Below are 17,652 nucleotides of genomic sequence, written 5' to 3'. Positions count from 1 at the left end.
GTCTCATCTTTTATTTATAGAACTGCTGCTAACTCAGCACCTTGACGAATCGCACGTTTAGCATCTAATTCACCCGCTTCCTTCGCACCACCGATCAAGTGAACATTCTTACCATCTGCCTTGAGTTGGTCAAACATGGCGGTATAAGATTCCTGACCTGCACAGATCACTACATTATCCACGTCAAGCACAGTAGTTTGACCATTAACAGTGATATGTAGTCCTTGATCATCCACCTTGTCATAGCTTGCGCCTGCAATCATTTTCACATCGCGATGTTTTAAGCCTGTACGATGAATCCAACCAGTCGTTTTACCTAATCCAGCACCAACAGCTGCTGTTTTACGTTGTAATAGGTAAATCTCACGTTCAGATTTCTCTAGCTCAGGTTGCTTTAAACCACCTACATGGGCATAGCTCGTATCAATACCCCACTCCGCATAGAATTTTTCAGGGTTCAAACTACCGCTATCACCTTCATGGGTTAAATATTCCGCTGTATCAAAACCAATACCACCAGCACCAATAATCGCAACACGCTTACCGACTGGAACACGCTCTTTTAATACTTGGATGTAGCTCAATACTTTTGGATGATCAATGCCTTCAAATTGTAATTGACGTGGTGTTACCCCTGTTGCAACAACAATCTCATCATAATTCGTTTGGCTGAGTTCTTCATAAGTCACTGTATGATTGAGTACCAGCTCAATATTCGGCTGTAACTCAATCTGACGTTTGAAATAGCGTAAAGTTTCGTAAAACTCTTCTTTACCAGGAATGGTTTTCGCAATATTAAACTGACCACCAATCTGATTATTTGAATCAAACACTTTAACTTTATGACCACGACTCGCTGCATATGTTGCAAAACTTAGACCCGCTGGACCTGCGCCAATTACTGCAATATTTTTTATTGTATTTGTTTCTTTAAAAATCAGCTCAGTTTCATAACATGCACGTGGATTGACTAAGCATGTAGCAATTTTCATCGAGAAAATATGATCTAAGCATGCTTGGTTACAACCAATACACGTATTGATTTCATCACTACGACCTTCACTCGCTTTCAATACAAAATCTGCATCAGCCAACATTGGGCGAGCCATCGAAATCATATCTGCATGACCTGAAGCCAATACATGTTCCGCCATTTCAGGGGTATTAATACGGTTCGATGTGATTAACGGAATTGAAACTGAGCCTTTTAGCTTTTCAGTTACCCAGGTAAATGCGGCACGAGGAACTTTAGTGGCAATCGTTGGAATACGGGCTTCATGCCAGCCAATGCCTGTATTGATAATGGTTGCACCTGCTTTTTCAATTTCTTTAGCAAGTTGTACAACTTCTTCTAAACTTGAACCACCTTCGACTAAATCAAGCATCGATAAACGATAAATAATAATAAAGTTTTCGCCAACTAAGTCACGAGTACGTTTAACGATTTCAATAGGAAAGCGGATACGATTTTCATAGCTACCGCCCCATTCGTCATCACGGTGGTTGGTACGAACAGCAATGAATTCATTGATCAGATAGCCCTCTGAACCCATGATTTCAACGCCATCATAACCTGCATATTGTGCAAGCTTGGCACAGTTGGCAAAATCATCAATGGTTTGCTGTACTTCTGCTGAACTGAGTGCTTTAGGCTTAATTGGGTTAATCGGTGCTTGAATCGCTGATGGCGCAACATTATTTGCTTGATAAGAATAGCGCCCTGTATGCAAAATTTGCATTGCGATTTTTCCACCAGCCTCATGCACAGCTTGGGTAATCACTTTATGTTTTTCTGCTTCTTCGATGGTATCTAATTTTGTACCATGCGCAAACACAACACCATCATCATTTGGAGAAACACCGCCAGTTACAATCAGACTTACACCACCTTTGGCACGTTCCGCATAAAATGCAGCCATACGTTCATAGCCTTGAGGTGCTTCCTCTAAACCAATATGCATAGAGCCCATAAGCACACGGTTCTTTAATGTGGTAAAGCCCAAGTCAAGTGGTTGTAATAAATGTGGATAAGCTGACATGTTTTCTCCTTTGGCTAGCAATCTGCTTGCTAATGCAACTTGTTGCATAAAGTTATAAACAAGATTTGATTTTTATGCAACATATTGCATAATTCTGATGAGTCATTTTTTATTACGGATCATCATGTCACTTGCCCATGTTTTATTGACGAGCTTATTAGAGAAACCAAGTACAGGTTTTGATTTAGCTCGTCGTTTTGACCGTTCAATGGGCTTCTTTTGGAACGCGACTCATCAGCAAATTTACCGCGAACTCAATGGAATGCTGAAAAAAGGATGGATTTCTACATTAGAAGAGCAAGCTGCAAATAGCCGTAAAAAAACTTATCAAGTTGAACAACTTGGAAGAATAGAACTCGCTTCATGGATTGAACAACAAAGTGAACCTGCTCAACTTCGTGATGACCTCATGGTTAGATTAAGAGCAGAAGCACAGCTTGGCGGCAATAATATTTTGCCTGAACTTGAACGACATCTAGAACTTCATAAAGAAAAACTTAGTCTTTATCAAACAATCCATGACAAAGACTTTAAAAATAATGAACCTACTAATCGTGTCTTATTTATTCATAAAATGATTCTAGAACTCGGTATCATTAAAGAAATCGAATGGATAAGATGGTTAGAACAAATGATTCCTCAGCTTCAAAAGTTCGAACAAACAAACGAAATTGGAGAAAAATAATGCCGTTTTATATCATGCCTGACCAAGAAAAATTATTTGTACGTCGTGTGGGTGAAGGTGAACCTGTACTCGTACTTTCAGGACTAGGTATGCAAAGTTGGCAATGGCTTCCTTTTTTATTTGCAAGTCGCAAAAAATACGAATTTATTATTCCAGATTGGCGTGGTTTTGGTGGTTCAAAAGATTGTGCTATACCAAATACCGATGCCATTTCGAGTCATTGGAATGATATAGATGCACTTATTAAACAATTAAAATTAGACCAATTTATCCTGATCGGTTATTCCATGGGTGCAACCACAGCCATGCATGGTATGAAACATGCTGATTTAGGGTCAAAACTCAAAGCCTATTTACATATCGATCAAACGCCAAAGATTTCGGTCGATGAAACTTGGCAGTATGGGTTATTTGGTCAGAAACATTTGCAATTTAAAAACTTACTCCTTGATATTCAAACTTTATTATTGGAATACAAAGACGCTGTAATACTGGAAGATTTACCCAAAGAAATACGTTTTAAGCTAGTCAGTTTATGGGTTGGATTCATTGAGTTTCAAAGCAGCAACAGTTACAGCCCTAAAATTTTCAAACTCGCATTACATCGCCCATTCTTACAAAAGTATTTACTCCCAATTCAACGCCTAGATTACTTGCTTTGGTATGTAGAGAACTATTTAAATCACGATGAAGATTATCGTGAAGCAATCAGTTATGTTGATTGTCCAACAACCTTCTTTATTGGTCGTGAATCTACGCTTTACCCTGAAACTGGACAAACACTGATTGCGAACTCATTAAGCAATGCAACAGCCGTTTACTTTGAGCGTTCAGGGCACACACCTCTAATCACAGAACCAAGAAAATTCAGCCAAGAAATTGGGCATTTTCTTAATGCTCAGTAAGCATCCAGTGAAGCCCACTTGAACTCAAGCAGGCTTCCAGTTATGCGGCAGCAGCGCTTCGATATCTTTCATTTTATGTGTTGGCAGCCTTTTCAACACATCACTGAGATAGGCATACGGATCAAGACCATTCAGCTTGGCTGACTGGATTAAAGTCATGATGTTCGCTGCCCGTTGACCACTACGCAGTGATCCTGCAAATAGCCAGTTTTTTCTGCCTAATGCCCACGGACGCATCTGGTTTTCTATCCAATTATTGTCTATTGGCAAATTGCCATCATCCAGATAACGGCTTAAGGCAGACCAGCGTTTTAGGCTGTAATTGATTGCTTTCGCTGTAGGCGAACTCTTTGGTACTTTATCTTGATATTCTTTCAGCCAGACATACAGTTGACGCATGATCGGTTGACTGTCCTGCTGCCTTCGCTGGTGGCGTTGTTCGGCACTACAGTCTGGTATCTCTCGTAATTCTGCCTCAATTTGGTAAAGCTGTTGAATCAATTGCAGAGCTTGTTCGGCAATGAGACTTTTACCCGTCACATGCAGCTCATGGAATTTACGACGGGCATGGGCCATACAACCCACTTCAATCATCTGACCTGAGGCAAAACGTGCCTTATAACCACTGTAATCATCACAGATCAGTTGACCTTGCCAGCCTTTTAGGAAATCTTCGGCATGTTGACCTGATCGACTCGGTTGAAAGTCATAGATCACCGCCTGAATAGAGTTGTACTGTGTGGTGGCATAGGCCCAGACATAACCTTTCTTGGGTTTCTTCTCGGCAATCTGCATCACGGTCACTGGTGTTTCATCTGCATGAATCACCTGTTGTTGTAATATGATCTGTTTTAAGGCTTCTGCTAGTGGTTCTAACTGTACACCACATTGACCAACCCATTCCGATAAGGTTGAGCAAGCAAGATCAACCCCGACACGCTGATAGATCAGACGTTGACGATATAAAGGTAAATGATCCGCATATTTTGAAACCAGCACATGGCTGAGCAATTCAGGTGTAGCAATGCCTTTATCAATCACATAAGCAGGCATCGGTTCTTGAATCAAGGTATTACACTGATCACAGACCCATTTGCCACGGATATGCTGTTCCTTGTAGAACTGTGCTGGTCTGAAATTGAGTTTCTCGCTCAGGTCTTCACCAATACGACGAAGCGTGCAGCCACAACTGCATTGTGTCGATGCAGGCTCATGCTCTATACGAATGATGGCTAGATGATCTGGCAGCGGTCGGCGTTTCGGTTTTATTGCTTTGGTTTCAGCCGATTTGGGTTGATCCGCATTCAGTCGTTCCAGTTCTAAATCAACGGCTGCGATATCTTCTTCAACTGCTTCATCTAACAAGCTGATTTGTTTGGCAGTGAGGTGTTCATTCTTCTGAGCAAATTTATGCCGTTTAAACAGCGCAAGTTCATGCTCGTATTTTTGTGTGAGTACAGATAGGTGCTGAACTTTGGCATCGAGGTGTTGATTGGATTGTTCGAGTTGTTGTTTATCTTCTACAAGTTGCTGATTCTGCATTGCCAACTGCTGGGTAAATTCCAGCAATTGTTCATGGGTCAGTTGGCTTAAATGAGGCAGCATATTCATGACCGCAGTATGCCTGAGATCAGGTTAGGGATGAAATAGGTCGTTTGGAGGATGGTAAAATAAAGGTATCTGGTTTAGATCATTGTGACCACGTGCTGTTGCCCAATTCTCTGCCAAGCTAAACCTTGAATTAATGCCTGTAATTGTTCCGCATTGATACTCATTGTTTCACCCTGATGAACCTGCGCCCAGTGGAACTTCCCTTGTTCCAATCGTCGGGCACACAGCCAAATCCCTAGACCATCATGTACCAACACTTTCATACGATGGCCTCGTTTATTACAGAACAGATAGGCGCAATGGGGTTTAACACCACCAAAGGCTTTCAGGACTTGAGCAAGTGCAGTATCTGTACCTGCTCGCATATCCATGGGTTGGGTAGAGAGCCAGATTTCATCAATGCGGATCATTTGATCAAACCTTGCAGCAGAAATAGTAATTCAGTTGTTGATTCCACAGGCCATTCGATTTCAATCATTTGATCTCTTTCGGAACCTGGTCCCTCATGCAGTGGAATCCTGATATGAGCAGGAGCTTTCTTCTCAGGCACAGGTGATGGAGATGTCTCTTGTTTGACTGGCATCGAGTGAACAATGACAGGAAGAAAGTCGGTCTGTGGGATAGGCAGGTTTTTTAATGGAGGGGGCATTGATTCGGACTGGCGAATCCATTTATGCAGTAGATTAGCATTGATCTGATGTTGCATTGCCACGTTAGCCACTGATGTGTCTGGCTGCTGGCATTGTTGAATAAGCTGATGTTTGAATTCGGCTGTGAAAGTTCGGCGAGGCTTTTTTTGCGTTGGTGCACTGTCTATAACTGTCTTTAAATCCATAAATAGGTGTCCACTTATTGGTTAGTGGACACTATCGGGGGATTGATCCACTAAAAATAGTGGTGATTCACTGGAGGCTTACAATGCTCAATCTAAACATGCTGCCTAAATCAACATAGATATAAAAAAGCCAATCTCAATGATTGGCTTTTTTATATAAATTTTACTTTCGCATCCGCTCAGCAATATCCAATAAAGCTTGTGCTGTTTTATCCCAGCCTAAACAGCCATCGGTTACTGATTGCCCATATGTCATATCGCAAGAAATCTTTTGATTCCCATCCACTAAATGACTTTCAATCATCACACCACGAACTTTCGACTCAGCACGTTCTGCAATGATCTGCTTTAAAACATTCGGTTGTTGTAATGGGTCTTTGCCACTATTGCCATGACTACAATCAATCACCAGTGCCGGTAATTGCTTATGTTTGAAATGCATGGCTTGGATCGAAGCTAAATCATAATTAGTTCCATGATTTGAACCACGTAAAATCAAATGTGGTAAAGGATTTCCATTGCTATGCAAAATTGCAGGTAAACCTTGTTGGGTCATACCTAAGAATTGATGACCATGCAGTGCAGACTGAATCGCATCCAAAGCAATTTGGATTGAACCATCTGTACCATTTTTGAAGCCGATACTGTACGGCATATGGCTAGAAATTTCACGATGAATCTGTGATTCACTGGTACGTGCACCTATTGCACCCCAAGCCAGTAAATCATCAAAATAACCTGTTGCCATTGGGCTTAAAATTTCGCTGGCAATCGGCAAGCCTTTTTCGATGAGTTGTAAGTATAGCGCACGAGACTTTTCTAAACCGAGTTGTAAATCTGATGATCCATCTAAATTTGGATCATATAAGAAACCTTTCCAACCCACTGTAGTACGCGGTTTTTCAATATATGCACGCATCACCAAGAATATTTGATCTTTTACTTGTTCTTGTAGTTGTTGGAGGCGATCAGCATATTCGAGTACCGCGATAGGATCATGAATCGAACAAGGACCCGTAATCACCATTAAGCGATGATCATGTCCAGATAAAATATTCTGAATCGTTTGGCGATGTTTTGAAATTTGCTGCGCTAAAGTTGCAGACAAGGGATACTGTGCTTTGAGTTGTGATGGCAAGCTAAGTATTAATTCTTTTGAATGAGTGTGTGGTTGTGTCAAAGCAGTATTTAAAGCATTCATTTTCAATTCCTTTGGACTGACCTTCTTCGCAGTCCTATCATTTATTTGAGCAAGTGTGATCTAAGTGATGTTGATTTTTTTGCAAAGTAAAACCAAGAAATCTTGCTAAAATATGAATAATTAAATGTATACATGGTATTTCTCCTAAAATCATGATTGTTAAAGCATAAAAAAACCTGATCGGTGTTGCCGATCAGGTATTAACTGGTTGGGCAACCCTTTTTTGCTGCCCAAAACACATCAGGCAACTACATATATTGCCAAAAATAAAAGTATGCGTTTGTGTTTACAGTATGCTTTAACATGTTTATTTCAAATATCTAAAAAACTGTTCCTAACACTTAAATTACGCACTATTTCGGCATTTGACAAGTGTTTTTGAAAAATATTTTGTAGCATTTAACGAACCAAACCTTGCGGTTGTAAAATGATTAGGCAAGCACCACAAAGAACAACAATCCCACCCAAAATATCCCAATGCGTTAGCATGACTTGATCGACATAACGCAACCACATTAGGGCAGTAAAAATATAAATCCCGCCATAGGCTGCATAAATACGACCTGATGCCGCAGGATGCAAAGCAAGTAACCAAACAAAGACTGCTAAGCTTAACGCCGTAGGAACCCATAACCAATGCGACTTTCCTTGATTCAAAATTAAATAAGGAAAATAACAACCTAAGATTTCAGCGATTGCTGTCACGAAAAATAACCCAAATACTTTAAGTACTTGGGTTATAGAGAAAGAGAGTTCAAACATTAAGCAGGTTCAGCACTCGGGTTAATATGATCTTCAAATACTTCCAATTTTAAACCAATGTCTTTGCCATTTTCTGTTTTCACAGAAACCGCAACGTTACCACCATGCTCAGCAAGCTCACCAAATAAAATCATCTCAGCAAGTGGCTTTTTCAGATGCTCTTGAATCAGACGTTGCATTGGACGAGCACCCATCAGACGGTCATAACCATTAGCTGACAACCAATCACGAGCGCTTTGATCAACATCAAGTACCACTTGTTTCTCATCAAGCTGCGCTTGCAACTCAGTCAAGAATTTATCTACAACTGAGTCGATAATCGTAGTCGGAAGTGCTTTAAATTGAATAACACCATCCAAACGGTTACGGAATTCTGGCGAGAATGCACGTTTCATTGCATCCTGATTGTCTGCACTATGATCTTGTTCAGTGAAACCAATACTTGCGCGAACAATACTTTCTGCACCGATGTTAGTCGTAAGAACAATGATCACATTTCTAAAATCAGATTTACGGCCATTGTTATCTGTTAAAGCACCATGATCCATGACTTGTAACAACAAGTTGAATACATCTGGATGTGCTTTTTCAATCTCATCAAGCAAGAGTACACAATGCGGATTTTTATGAATCGCATCTGTCAGCAAACCACCTTGATCATATCCAACATAGCCTGGAGGCGCACCGATCAAGCGAGAAACTGCATGGCGCTCCATATATTCAGACATATCGAAACGAACCAACTCTACACCGAGCAATTTCGCCAGTTGTTTCGTAACCTCGGTTTTACCTACACCTGTTGGACCTGCAAAGACAAAACTTCCCACTGGTTTATCTGGTGCTTTCAAGCCTGCACGAGATAATTTGATCGCTGATGCAAGTGCTGTAATCGCTTCATCTTGACCAAATACAACACGTTTAAGATCACGTTCCAAATTCTCAAGTACAGACTTGTCATCTTTAGATACTGTTTTCGGTGGAATACGCGCAATCTTAGAAACGATGTCTTCGATATTTTCAACCGAGATGGTTGTACCATCGACTTCAGCTTTCAAACGGCGTTGTGCACCAGCCTCATCAATCACATCGATCGCTTTATCTGGTAAAAAACGATCATTGATAAATTTAGCTGACAACTCAACAGCAGCAACAAGAGCTTTATCATCGTATTCAACATGATGAAAATCTTCGAACTTACTTTTCAAGCCACGTAAAATTTCAATCGTTTCACCAATACTTGGTTCATTCACATCGATCTTTTGGAAACGACGAGACAAGGCATGATCTTTCTCGAATACCTGACGATACTCTTGGAAAGTTGTTGAACCAATACAACGCAAAGTACCATTCGCTAATGCAGGCTTAATTAAATTCGATGCATCCATAGTGCTGCCCATACTCGAGCCTGCACCAATGATCATATGAATTTCGTCAATGAATAAAATCGCATTTGGATTCTTTTTCAAAGCATTCAACAACTGTTTTAAACGTTTTTCAAAGTCACCACGATATTTAGTCCCTGCAACCAAAGCACCAATGTCTAAGCTATAAACTTCAGCATTTGCAAGTGGTTTTGGTGCTTTGCCATTTACAATCAGCCAAGCTAAACCTTCCGCAATTGAGGTTTTACCTACACCCGGATCACCAACAAGCAACGGATTATTTTTACGACGTCGACATAAAATTTGTGCTGCACGCTCAATTTCTTTTTCACGTCCAATTAAAGGATCAGTTTTGCCCTTTTGTGCTTCGATATTTAAGTTAAGCGTGTATTGCTCAAGTGGCCCAGCATTTGCTGAAGCTGCACTTTCACCTTCAATATCTTCAACTTCTTCTTCAACTTGAATCTCATCTTTACGAGTGCCATGAGATAGGTATTGAGTCAAAGTTAAACGGTTAATTTGATGACGTTTAAGTAAATAAACCGCGAACGAATCTCGTTCTGAATACATTGCAACTAGAACATCTGCACCTTCAACCGTACGGTCACCACCACTCGATTGAACATGGAAAATTGCACGTTGCAAAATTCGATCAAAGCTCTCAGTTGGATGAGGCGCCTGTTCACTATTATCACCAAGTTTTGGGCTATGTTGCTCTACATATTCCTCTAATTCTTTACGCAATGTAACGATATCAGCACCACATGCTTTTAACGCATTGACTGCTGAATCATTATCAAGTAAAGCAAGCAACAAGTGTTCAACTGTCAGAAACTCATGTCTCTTTTGACGAGCCATGCTAACAGCCAAACGTAACGATACTTCTAATTGACGACTGAGCATGCAACCCCCTTATATTTTGTGCTTCATCTAAAAGGATAATATTAGAATAAGCTGGTATTAACTTGGTTTGTCTGAGGCTTTAAAGCGTTATCTAGTATACGTTTACAATAACACTTTACTTCATAATCTACAGTTAGCATTACTTGAGTATCTTGGTCAAGATTCAAAACAAAGTATTGTTGTAAAATTTCGATTACAAAGAGAATAAGACTTACCTAGTCGCTCAAAAAGACAGCAAATCTATTCTTTATTTATGAAAGCGTATTCAACCTATGAGAAATTTTAATATGCTATGATCTTAGTTAAAACCTAACAAATCATGTATAGGTTGAATATAAAGATTGTCAGTATATTGATTCATATTTTTAGCACAAAACAATATATGTCTTAATTTACCGCTTAAATCACATATCGAAAGATAGCCTTGTTTTCTAAAGACCCATTCGCGAGATATGGTTACTGAAAGTGATATTCAGCAGCTTTTTTACGCTTTCACTCTTAGCTCATGAGCCATATATGACGCAAGTGCATTGCTTTTTTAACACTGTTACTCGCAACAAAGTTGCTCGTTTTGCGCTCGGAACAAAGCTTTGCTTTTTTAACGCTTTCACTCCCAACACAGTTGCTCGTCTTGCGCAGCTAAAAAGCTTCGCTTTTTTTAACGCTGCTCAGGTTCGATCTGACACAATAATGGATGGCCTTGAGATCGTGCAAAGTTATTCACTTGATTCGCTTTTGTTTCTGCAATATCACGTGGATAAATACCTGCTGTTCCTTTGCCTTCATAATGAACTGTCAACATCACCTGACTTGCTTGATCAAGATTCATTCCAAAATAACTTTGTAGTACCTCAATAACAAAATCCATCGGTGTGTAATCATCATTCAGTAAAACAACAGCGTATAGTGGCGGTTTTTTTAATTCAGGTGGTGCTGTCTGAACAATGACTTCGCCATCATGATCCTCTTGCGAGTCACTTAAACGTGGATTTAAGTGCCAATCGACATATCCAGATTGATGAAAGGCATTTTTCACTTCACTTAAATTCATTTGACGTTTATATCTTCGCATATCCAGTTCTTACTAAATTTTATTGGGCATTTGCTTCAGCTTGAGGAATTTCTGATACAAAAGCAGAACTCACATCAACAGGTTGACCACGTTGCCAACTAAAGCGTTTAATCACTGGTGTAGCTGAACCAGATAAGCGAACTTCAATAAACTGAGGTGTGAAACCTTTAGGCATGGTCCAGCGCCCAGTCAACCGTTCAAAATCATCGAAATTAAAATTGGCATCTTCTAATGGCACAACCAAAACTTCAGTATCTTTAATTAATCTTAACTCAACACTACCAACAGCTCGACGTTTATTTGGGCTTACTTGAACCAAGTCCAGTTGATATTCAAAAGCATTTTCGGGTAAAGATTTAATCGCTAAATTTTGTACAGTTAAGCTAACACCACCACGCTGTCTTAAAATTTCACGATAAATGGCGTTCATACTTTCAAACTGAGTTTTATCAGCATTAGCTTGATTAATACCTTTAAATAACTCATCAGCATTACTAACCGCAATATCACGTTCTTGAACAGCAGCATTTAAACTCTTACTAACAGAATCCAAAGTGGCTTTTTGCTTTTGTAGAACATCAACAAGTTGTTCAGCATCTGCATCATAACCAACAACAGTCAAACCTTGACGATGCCCAACAGTATAACCCAACATAAAACTACTACCAATCAGTAATGTAGCAGCAATCACTAAGGGCAAATTCGTCTTGAGGAATTTATTTTTTTTAACGGAACTTTCTGGTGAAGTAGTCGGTTCAGCGTTTTCCATCATCATCTCTATCGTTATGATTTACATCAAAGCACACATTTAAATCCAAATTTAAATGTGTGTGAAGTAAAAAAGCGTTTTTTATGGTAATAAACCAATGCCTTCTAAACCCGCAGCCTCATCAAAATTGAACATTAAATTCATATTTTGAATCGCTTGACCGGCTGCACCTTTCACTAAATTATCTTGCGCAACTAATATAATTAATTTATTCGGTTGAGGTTGATATAAAGCAATACGTAGCTCATTTGCACCGCGCACACTACGTGTTTCAGGCGAACTATTTGCTGGCATTACATCAACAAAACGTTCATTTTCATAGAAACGCTCATACAATGCTTGTAAATCTATATTCTGAGCTTGCTCAGTTAAATCGACATATATTGTACTCAACATACCACGAATCATCGGTACAAGATGTGGAACAAAAATAAGATGATTAAATTGTCCCTTTTCACCCGAAATGTTTTCTAAAGCTTCAACAATTTCTGGATGATGACGATGTCCAGCGACACCATAAGCTTTAAAATTATCAGCATTTTCACTATAAATCATGCCTAAACTAGCTTTGCGACCTGCGCCAGATACACCAGACTTTGCATCGATGATAATACTTTGCGGATTGATCAATTTTTCTGAAGCTTTTAGTAAAGGAGCTAAACCCAACTGTACTGTTGTAGGGTAACAACCAGGATTACCAATCACTTGAGCTGTTCTAATTTTTTCACGATTTAGTTCAGTTAAACCATACACTGAATCGACTAATACATCTGGACAGCTATGTTGCATGCCGTACCATTTTTCAAATTCAGATAGATTTTGCAATCGAAAATCTGCAGCAAGATCAATTACTTTAACATTAGAAGCTATCAACTCTTCAGCATGTTGCATTGCAACTCCATGTGGCGTTGCAAAAAAAACAACATCACACTGCTTTAATGCATCTAGGTCAAGATCGGAGAACGCTAAATCTGTATGCCCTCTTAAGCTTGGAAACATATCTGCAACACGTTTTCCTGCTTCAGTTCGAGATGTTAAAACACGTACTTGGGCTTGTGGATGCCTTAATAAAAGACGTAATAATTCGACGCCTGTATATCCAGTTCCACCGACGATGCCAACAGAAATCACGTGCTCTACCTCAAACTATAAATACTGGTTGTAGTATGGCAGTTTGACGCCATTTCCACAATCCATAACCCTATAAGTTATATAGCATTTCTAAGTTACAACTTGAGGAATTGATTTTGTATCTAGCTAAAGTTAGTAAAAATATAAAAATTTCTAAAAACAAAAATGTAAATTTAACAACTTATTTTTCACTTAACTGGTCGCTATAACATTAAAAACAGTGTAAAAGTTCTGTCAAATTGTTTTATAACGATTGCAAACTAAATATCAGAGCTAACGGTGTTTTAGAACTACAAAAAGGTACTCAAATCTTCACTTCAAAACTTGATGGCGATAGTACTGATAATTTAATGCTGATAAATAATACAGGTCAAGATTACCTACTCAATAGTAGTTCTACTGACATCGACTTTACTTTACAAAAGTACAAGTTTATTCAAATAAAATTAAATGGAAATCAAGTAGTAAGTGCTAGTGCAGGTCTAGATACTCGCAAGGCACCAGATCAACTACAAACAACCCAACTTGAATGTAGTTTTATTTGATTTAGTACCACCACGCAGGCAATTGAATACTTTTTAATTGCCTGCGATTTTCGATATAACTTTCATCATACTTCGCTACTTCACCCCAAAATGCTGCACTATGATCAAAATACTTCGTATGTGCTAATTCATGTATACACACTGATCGTACATTATGCATCGGCATTAATACTAATCCCGCGTTAAGCATAATGTCATGTTTTGAACTACAACTTCCCCAACGTGTCTTTGGCTTTCTCACCGTGCATTCGCCATATTGTAAGCCCGTCTGCTCACTTATTAAGTTTAAATATTCTGGTAAAAACTGTTTCGCATATACTAATACAGCAGCTTTTAAGGCTAATTCAGGGCTTTCATTTCGAATAAATAAAATATGTTGTTCCCAGTTAAATTTAAAAATATGACGTTGCTGTTGCTGAATAATTTGAAATGGTTGCAAATGATAAAATAAAACAAGTTGTTCAGGAAAATTTATAGTCTGATTAAATTGTTCTTGTTGCTTGCTCCATGTCTCTAATAACCATTGTTCAGACTGTTGCAGAAATTGCTGAATCTGCCGCTTTGTACAAAAGATAGGGACTGTTAAACGAATACCTGTAGGTTCAACACGCAAACGCAAATTTCTCGCTCTTGCATGTCGAACTACTTTAATTTCAGGCAATTGTGTTTCAAGCGAAACTGATTGCATTACTGTGCCGTACGTTCTTCAATACCATTATTGGTTGCAACAATCGCAATACTAGCTGCATTCAAAGCAAAAATTCCATTGGTTACCACACCTGGAATATTGTTGATCGTTTTCTCTAAATCAAGTGCGTTCAAAATATTTAAATTAAAAACATCTAAGATAACGTTACCATTATCAGTAACAACACCTTCGCGATAAACAGGATCACCACCTAAAGCTACGATTTTACGTGCAACTGCAGAACGCGCCATTGGAATTACTTCGATAGGAAGTGGAAAATCACGTCCTAATTGATCCACCCATTTAGAATCATCAACGATACATACAAATTTCTTAGCAATAGAAGCAACGATTTTTTCACGAGTTAATGCAGCACCGCCCCCTTTAATCATATGCATATGACGGTCAATTTCATCTGCACCATCGACATAGGCATCCAAACCACCTACCGAGTTCATATCAACCACTTCGATACCTAATTTTTTAAGACGTTCAGCTGTTGCATTAGAACTTGCTACGGCTGCTTCCAATTGCAACTCTGGTAATAGATCAATTAAAAAATTAACAGTACTTCCAGTTCCTACGCCCAAAATGCCGCCTTTAGGCAAATGTTTCAAAGCTGCTTTTGCCGCAGCTTGTTTTTTTTCATCTTGGGTTGCATATAGACTCATGACTTCACTCAACTATTTTGACATTTGCTGCAAGAAAACAGCGCAAATGCACAGGGGTTTGCTACAATGATTGCCTATTTTAAACTGTTATAGGGAAGATGAACATGCTGTCTCGTGTGGTACGACAAATTTTACAAGCAACGGTTTATGACGTTGCGATTGAAACACCGCTTGAAGCAGCTCCACGAATTAGTCAAAAAATTAACAATAACATTCGATTTAAACGTGAAGATTTACAACCTGTATTCTCTTTCAAGCTACGCGGTGCTTACAACAGGATTAGCCAACTTCCTAAAGATCAACTCGATCGAGGTGTGATTTGCGCATCAGCAGGTAACCATGCACAAGGTGTTGCACTCTCTGGAAAAAAATTAGGCATTCCAGCCATTATTGTCATGCCAAGCACGACCCCTGACATCAAAGTACAAGCGGTTAAAAACTTAGGTGGACAGGTTGTTTTACACGGCGATAGTTTTGATGTTGCCAATAAATATGCCAAACAACGTGCAGAAGATGAAGGATTAGTTTTTATCCCACCTTATGACGATGAACTCGTGATTGCTGGTCAAGGAACGATTGCCAATGAATTATTGCGCCAATGGCGTGATGTTGAATATGTTTTCGTTGCTGTCGGTGGTGGCGGGCTCATTGCGGGTGTTGCAGCCTATCTTGGTGAAGTTGCACCACATGTCAAAGTCATTGGTGTTGAATATGAAGAATCTGCGTGCCTAAAAGCTGCTCTTGAATCTAATGAACGCGTGATTCTGCCACATGTGGGTTTATTTGCGGATGGTACAGCCGTTGCTCAAATTGGTGAATTGCCTTTTGAAATGATCCGCTTATCTAAGTCAGATAATTCTGGTCCAATTGTTGATCCAACAATTGTTACGGTCAATACCGATGAAATCTGTGCCGCGATCAAAGATACCTATGATGAAAATCGTAGTATTGTCGAGCCTTCTGGTGCGATGGCTTTGGCAGGTATCAAAAAATACGTTACCGAACACCAGCTCACTGGAAAGAACATGGTTTCAATTGTTTGCGGTGCAAACATGAACTTTGATCGTCTCCGTTATATTGCTGAACGTACTGAATTGGGTGAACGTAAAGAAGCAATCTATGCCGTCACAATTCCTGAGCAGAAAGGTGCATTTCTTAATTTCTGCCGTGCTCTACAAGGTCGTAATATTACTGAGTTTAACTATCGTGCCAGTGATGATAGCCAAGCTCAAGTATTTGTTGGGATTAGCTTGAAAGGTGGCGAAGTTGAACGTCACGAAATCCATGAATTACTCAAGCAACAATATGATGTCGATGATTTATCCGATGATGAAGTTGCAAAACTGCATATTCGTTACTTAATTGGTGGTCACGCCAATCTTGAAAATGAACGCTTGTTCCGTGTTGAATTTCCAGAGCGCCCAGGTGCCCTACTGACTTTCTTGGAGCGTCTAGGTCCAACGCATAACATTACCCTATTCCATTATCGTAATCATGGTGCAGCCGAAGGTCGTGTTTTAGTCGGTTTACAAGCAACTGATGCAAAACAAAATCCAGATGGTTTGATCGAAACTTTAGAGAAAATTACTTATCCATATGCTGAAATCAGTGACAATACTGGTTATAAACGTTTCCTTAAATAAATCACCTCATCATTTAAAGCCGACATCATGTCGGCTTTATTTTTACCCAATGATTTTGATCTTTTATATGTGATCGCAAACAAAATCATTACAAACAGATCAATTAATCCACCTTAAAATGAATAAAAAGACATTTTTATCATTTAGTTAAGGACAGTTATGGCACAGTTTGCAGTCATTGGTTTAGGTAGTTTTGGAGCAACTGTTGCCTTAGAACTGACCAAACTCAATCATGATGTGATTGGGATCGACACCATTAAACGAAATGTAGAGAGCTTAGCTGATCGCATTACCCATGCCGTGATTGCAGATGCAACCGATGAACATGTATTAGAAGAACTGAATATCCAAAATTGTGATGCCGTCGTGGTCGCGATTGGTGAAGATATTGAAGCCAGTATTCTTTGTGTTTTAAATCTAAAAAATTTAGGGGTGGATAAAATCCTCGTTAAAGCCAAAACTAAAGCCCACCACACTATCCTCTCCCATTTAAACGTCAGTAAAATTATTCACCCTGAAGAAGATATGGGTGTACGGGTTGCTCAAGCGTTAAATTATCCCATGGTTAGCCGTTATATGGCTTTGGATGATGATCGTTATATTGTCAAAGTTCCAGTACAAGCAAAGCTGAATCATGTGAATTTATCGGGCATCTTAAAACAAGAACCCAATATCAAACTTTTATTACTTAAACGTGATCAACAGATTCTATATGAAACCGATGTGAATTTTACTCTACAGGCTGGAGACGTACTTATTTTAGAAGGCTCGCTCAGCCATCTCCGAAAGCTCTCAGGATGTTTTGTATAA

General features: G+C 39.3%; 16 protein-coding genes and 2 pseudogenes. 5 read left to right on the top strand and 13 right to left on the bottom strand.

All coding sequences use genetic code 11. The annotated features are described in order from the left end of the window. Positions 1-14 precede the first annotated feature (14 nt). Complete coding sequence (locus F908_RS07800) at positions 15-2,039, bottom strand: NADPH-dependent 2,4-dienoyl-CoA reductase (RefSeq protein ID WP_005160072.1); 2,025 nt, start codon at positions 2,037-2,039, stop codon at positions 15-17. 124 nt (positions 2,040-2,163) lie between these two features. On the opposite strand from F908_RS07800, the gene F908_RS07795 reads away from it, so the two are divergent. Both F908_RS07795 and F908_RS07790 read left to right on the top strand, forming a co-directional pair. Further along, positions 2,164-2,724 (top strand): PadR family transcriptional regulator, encoded by a 561-nt coding sequence (locus F908_RS07795; protein ID WP_005160070.1) that lies wholly within the window; start codon positions 2,164-2,166, stop codon positions 2,722-2,724. After that, positions 2,724-3,629: an alpha/beta fold hydrolase gene (locus tag F908_RS07790; protein ID WP_005160069.1), complete on the top strand. Its 906-nt coding sequence runs from the start codon at positions 2,724-2,726 to the stop codon at positions 3,627-3,629. Before F908_RS07795 ends, F908_RS07790 begins: the two co-directional genes overlap by 1 nt. 24 nt (positions 3,630-3,653) lie before the next feature. On the opposite strand, the gene tnpC is transcribed toward F908_RS07790, so the two are convergent. From tnpC to argC, 10 genes and pseudogenes are all read right to left on the bottom strand, one after another. Then, a complete protein-coding gene (gene tnpC / locus F908_RS07785) occupies positions 3,654-5,240 on the bottom strand; it encodes an IS66 family transposase (protein ID WP_005158297.1) in 1,587 nt (528 codons plus the stop codon). Positions 5,241-5,314: 74 nt separating this feature from the next. Next, positions 5,315-5,650, bottom strand: coding sequence for an IS66 family insertion sequence element accessory protein TnpB (gene tnpB, locus F908_RS07780; protein ID WP_005157151.1), 336 nt, complete (start codon positions 5,648-5,650; stop codon positions 5,315-5,317). Next, positions 5,647-6,075 carry an IS66-like element accessory protein TnpA gene (tnpA, locus tag F908_RS07775; protein WP_005157149.1) on the bottom strand — a complete coding sequence of 143 codons (429 nt, stop codon included), beginning with the start codon at positions 6,073-6,075 and terminating at the stop codon, positions 5,647-5,649. The genes tnpB and tnpA overlap by 4 nt, the downstream gene beginning before the upstream one ends. Positions 6,076-6,238: 163 nt before the next feature. After that, positions 6,239-7,276 carry a 3-deoxy-7-phosphoheptulonate synthase gene (locus F908_RS07770; protein ID WP_005160067.1) on the bottom strand — a complete coding sequence of 346 codons (1,038 nt, stop codon included), beginning with the start codon at positions 7,274-7,276 and terminating at the stop codon, positions 6,239-6,241. Positions 7,277-7,675: 399 nt separating this feature from the next. Next, positions 7,676-8,038: a YnfA family protein gene (locus F908_RS07765; protein ID WP_005160065.1), complete on the bottom strand. Its 363-nt coding sequence runs from the start codon at positions 8,036-8,038 to the stop codon at positions 7,676-7,678. Continuing rightward, complete coding sequence (gene clpA, locus F908_RS07760) at positions 8,038-10,323, bottom strand: ATP-dependent Clp protease ATP-binding subunit ClpA (RefSeq protein ID WP_005160063.1); 2,286 nt, start codon at positions 10,321-10,323, stop codon at positions 8,038-8,040. Before clpA ends, F908_RS07765 begins: the two co-directional genes overlap by 1 nt. A gap of 41 nt (positions 10,324-10,364) precedes the next feature. After that, a pseudogene (locus F908_RS16495) lies at positions 10,365-10,523 on the bottom strand (ATP-dependent Clp protease adaptor ClpS); the annotation flags it as partial. A gap of 458 nt (positions 10,524-10,981) precedes the next feature. Continuing rightward, on the bottom strand, positions 10,982-11,395 hold the full coding sequence (clpS, locus tag F908_RS07755; protein ID WP_005160061.1) for an ATP-dependent Clp protease adapter ClpS: 414 nt from the start codon (positions 11,393-11,395) through the stop codon (positions 10,982-10,984). 19 nt (positions 11,396-11,414) lie between these two features. Further along, positions 11,415-12,164 carry a DUF6776 family protein gene (locus tag F908_RS07750; RefSeq protein ID WP_005160059.1) on the bottom strand — a complete coding sequence of 250 codons (750 nt, stop codon included), beginning with the start codon at positions 12,162-12,164 and terminating at the stop codon, positions 11,415-11,417. 81 nt (positions 12,165-12,245) lie between these two features. Beyond that, complete coding sequence (argC, locus tag F908_RS07745; RefSeq protein WP_005160056.1) at positions 12,246-13,295, bottom strand: N-acetyl-gamma-glutamyl-phosphate reductase; 1,050 nt, start codon at positions 13,293-13,295, stop codon at positions 12,246-12,248. A gap of 248 nt (positions 13,296-13,543) precedes the next feature. On the opposite strand from argC, the pseudogene F908_RS07740 reads away from it, so the two are divergent. Further along, positions 13,544-13,840: pseudogene (locus F908_RS07740) on the top strand (hypothetical protein); the annotation flags it as partial. Between the two features lies 1 nt (position 13,841). Here F908_RS07740 and F908_RS07735 read toward each other — a convergent pair. Then, positions 13,842-14,528: a M48 family metallopeptidase gene (locus F908_RS07735; RefSeq protein ID WP_005160053.1), complete on the bottom strand. Its 687-nt coding sequence runs from the start codon at positions 14,526-14,528 to the stop codon at positions 13,842-13,844. Further along, positions 14,528-15,199, bottom strand: a complete 672-nt coding sequence (rpiA, locus tag F908_RS07730; protein WP_005160051.1) for a ribose-5-phosphate isomerase RpiA — start codon at positions 15,197-15,199, stop codon at positions 14,528-14,530. Before rpiA ends, F908_RS07735 begins: the two co-directional genes overlap by 1 nt. A 98-nt stretch (positions 15,200-15,297) precedes the next feature. On the opposite strand from rpiA, the gene ilvA reads away from it, so the two are divergent. Then, on the top strand, positions 15,298-16,842 hold the full coding sequence (gene ilvA, locus F908_RS07725; protein ID WP_171063558.1) for a threonine ammonia-lyase, biosynthetic: 1,545 nt from the start codon (positions 15,298-15,300) through the stop codon (positions 16,840-16,842). 159 nt (positions 16,843-17,001) lie between these two features. Beyond that, positions 17,002-17,652 (top strand): potassium channel family protein, encoded by a 651-nt coding sequence (locus F908_RS07720; protein ID WP_005160048.1) that lies wholly within the window; start codon positions 17,002-17,004, stop codon positions 17,650-17,652.

Origin of the sequence: Acinetobacter sp. NIPH 284 (genome assembly GCF_000369425.1) — a bacterium.
Lineage (GTDB): Bacteria > Pseudomonadota > Gammaproteobacteria > Pseudomonadales > Moraxellaceae > Acinetobacter.
The sequence above is the reverse complement of the archived record's forward strand: the minus strand, read 5'-3'. Positions and strand labels throughout refer to the sequence as shown.

Coding starts and splice junctions, on each gene's coding strand:
- clpS (WP_005160061.1), bottom strand. CDS start 11,395: ATGCGAAGATATAAACGTCAAATGAATTTAAGTGAAGTGAAAAATGCC.
- F908_RS07770 (WP_005160067.1), bottom strand. CDS start 7,276: ATGAATGCTTTAAATACTGCTTTGACACAACCACACACTCATTCAAAA.
- F908_RS07720 (WP_005160048.1), top strand. CDS start 17,002: ATGGCACAGTTTGCAGTCATTGGTTTAGGTAGTTTTGGAGCAACTGTT.
- F908_RS07795 (WP_005160070.1), top strand. CDS start 2,164: ATGTCACTTGCCCATGTTTTATTGACGAGCTTATTAGAGAAACCAAGT.
- F908_RS07790 (WP_005160069.1), top strand. CDS start 2,724: ATGCCGTTTTATATCATGCCTGACCAAGAAAAATTATTTGTACGTCGT.
- F908_RS07735 (WP_005160053.1), bottom strand. CDS start 14,528: ATGCAATCAGTTTCGCTTGAAACACAATTGCCTGAAATTAAAGTAGTT.
- clpA (WP_005160063.1), bottom strand. CDS start 10,323: ATGCTCAGTCGTCAATTAGAAGTATCGTTACGTTTGGCTGTTAGCATG.
- tnpA (WP_005157149.1), bottom strand. CDS start 6,075: ATGGATTTAAAGACAGTTATAGACAGTGCACCAACGCAAAAAAAGCCT.
- F908_RS07800 (WP_005160072.1), bottom strand. CDS start 2,039: ATGTCAGCTTATCCACATTTATTACAACCACTTGACTTGGGCTTTACC.
- tnpB (WP_005157151.1), bottom strand. CDS start 5,650: ATGATCCGCATTGATGAAATCTGGCTCTCTACCCAACCCATGGATATG.
- ilvA (WP_171063558.1), top strand. CDS start 15,298: ATGAACATGCTGTCTCGTGTGGTACGACAAATTTTACAAGCAACGGTT.
- F908_RS07765 (WP_005160065.1), bottom strand. CDS start 8,038: ATGTTTGAACTCTCTTTCTCTATAACCCAAGTACTTAAAGTATTTGGG.
- F908_RS07750 (WP_005160059.1), bottom strand. CDS start 12,164: ATGGAAAACGCTGAACCGACTACTTCACCAGAAAGTTCCGTTAAAAAA.
- rpiA (WP_005160051.1), bottom strand. CDS start 15,199: ATGAGTCTATATGCAACCCAAGATGAAAAAAAACAAGCTGCGGCAAAA.
- tnpC (WP_005158297.1), bottom strand. CDS start 5,240: ATGAATATGCTGCCTCATTTAAGCCAACTGACCCATGAACAATTGCTG.